The 1,869-nt window shown below is 44.0% G+C and carries 3 protein-coding genes; all 3 read left to right on the forward strand.

The genetic code is table 11. The features are described from left to right. Window positions 1-410, forward strand: a 410-nt coding sequence (locus B4K20_RS00280; protein ID WP_349678782.1) for a sensor histidine kinase, incomplete at its 5' end; no start/stop codon positions are given. Then, a complete protein-coding gene (locus B4K20_RS00285; RefSeq protein ID WP_289281441.1) occupies window positions 400-1,056 on the forward strand; it encodes a response regulator in 657 nt (218 codons plus the stop codon). The genes B4K20_RS00280 and B4K20_RS00285, both read left to right, overlap by 11 nt. A gap of 119 nt (window positions 1,057-1,175) precedes the next feature. Then, window positions 1,176-1,869: oxaloacetate-decarboxylating malate dehydrogenase (maeA, locus tag B4K20_RS00290; RefSeq protein WP_414683358.1), on the forward strand; the 694-nt coding region annotated here is incomplete at its 3' end.

A 1,869-nucleotide genomic window follows, 5' to 3' on the forward strand; every position in this document is an offset into this window, starting at 1 on the left:
TGGGTCTATACGCGACATTGACTGATTTAGTGAATGAATGGAAACGTCGACAGCCAATCTTAAAAATCGACCTTAACTGTGAACCTTCTGTAGACGAATTGGACGAAGAAGTATCCATTCATGTGTATCGAATCGTACAAGAATGTCTGACCAATGTGGTTCGCCATGCCAAAGCCGACAGGGTGAATGTGATTGTTAGGCCGACCAGCATTAAAGATGAACATCGCATTACTATTCTGGTTGAAGATAATGGCGTGGGAGGTGGCTCAACAGGCGATGGTTTTGGATTATTAGCCATGCGTGAAAGAGTGCAGAGCATGGGTGGCGAATTTATTTTTGAATCGACAAGAGGACGCGGCGTCAGAATTCGTGTGTGGATGCCCTTTTTAGAGAAAAAACATGACAAATGAACATAAAATCAGCGTTCTACTCGTTGATGACCATGCGGTAGTCCGGGCAGGGTTTCGCATGTTACTGGCTTCTCAGCCCTTTATCGGCGATATCACCGATTTGAATCAAGGTGAGCTTGTCTCTCAGGAATATGAGCGGCTTCAACCTGATGTGGTGGTGATGGATCTATCTATGCCAGGGATAGGGGGGCTGGAAGCGATTCGTCGTCTGCATAAGCAAGATCCCAAGGCAGTCGTGCTGGTTTATAGCATTCATGATGAAGCGATCTATGTAGAGCGCGCGCTCGACGCAGGAGCCATGGGGTATGTGAGTAAAAATAGTGCGGCAGAAGTGCTGGCTGAAGCGGTCAAAACCGTGGCGGATGGCAAGCGTTATATTGAAGAACAACTCATGCCTGAAATTGATGATGTGCGTCATAACGATATTGAGCATTATCGACAAGTACTGGATTTACTTTCACCAAGAGAGTTTGATGTGTTTTGTCGCTTAGCAAAAGGCATGAATGCCCACGAAGTCGCCGCTGATATGCATCTGGGCTATAAAACCATAGCGAACTACAACACACAGATTAAAAGTAAGTTACGGGTAAACACGGCAGCCGACCTGGCTAATATTGCGGTTGTGTTAGGCATTATCAAACCTTGATGACAGAAGGCCAGATACAAACATATCGAATTTGAAGCAGTTGAGATAAAGCAATGACTTGAACCTGTTGTTGCTTTGCTGTTTAACTGGCTCTAGAAAAACATAAATGAGGTATGTTGATGACCGTGACCAAGCCGAAGGATCCGATCTATATTCCCCATGCAGGACCTGCTTTACTTGCCACCCCGCTGTTGAATAAAGGCACAGCATTTAGTGAGCAGGAGCGTCATGACTTTAACCTGACTGGACTTATTCCAAATCGGTTTGAAACGATCGAAGAGCAGGCAGAGAGAGCTTATCTTCAATACAAAACATTCAAGACGCCTATCAACCAACATATCTACTTGCGTTATCTTCAAGATAACAATGAAACCTTGTTTTACTATTTATTAAAGGCGCATCTGGTAGAGATGATGCCGATTATTTATACCCCAACAGTCGGTGAAGCATGTGAACGCTTTTCTGAGATATATCGACGAGCACGTGGTGTGTTTATTTCTTATCCAGATAAAGATCGTATTGATGAAATTTTGCATAACGTGACCAAGGATAAAATTAAGGTCATTGTGGTCACCGATGGCAGTCGAATTCTGGGTTTAGGCGATCAGGGCGTAGGGGGAATGGGTATTCCCATAGGTAAGTTATCGCTCTATACGGCCTGCGCTGGCATTAGTCCGGCATATACGCTACCCATCATGTTGGATATCGGCACAAATAATCAGACCTTGCTGAATAATCCGCTTTATATCGGTTGGAAACACAAGCGTATTAATGACATAGAATATGATGAGTTCATTGAGTTATTTATCAAAG

Source organism: Methylophaga sp. UBA5088 (assembly GCF_002414625.1).
In the GTDB taxonomy this organism is placed as follows: Bacteria; Pseudomonadota; Gammaproteobacteria; order Nitrosococcales; family Methylophagaceae; genus Methylophaga; species Methylophaga marina.

Coding starts and splice junctions, on each gene's coding strand:
- B4K20_RS00285 (WP_289281441.1), top strand. CDS start 400: ATGACAAATGAACATAAAATCAGCGTTCTACTCGTTGATGACCATGCG.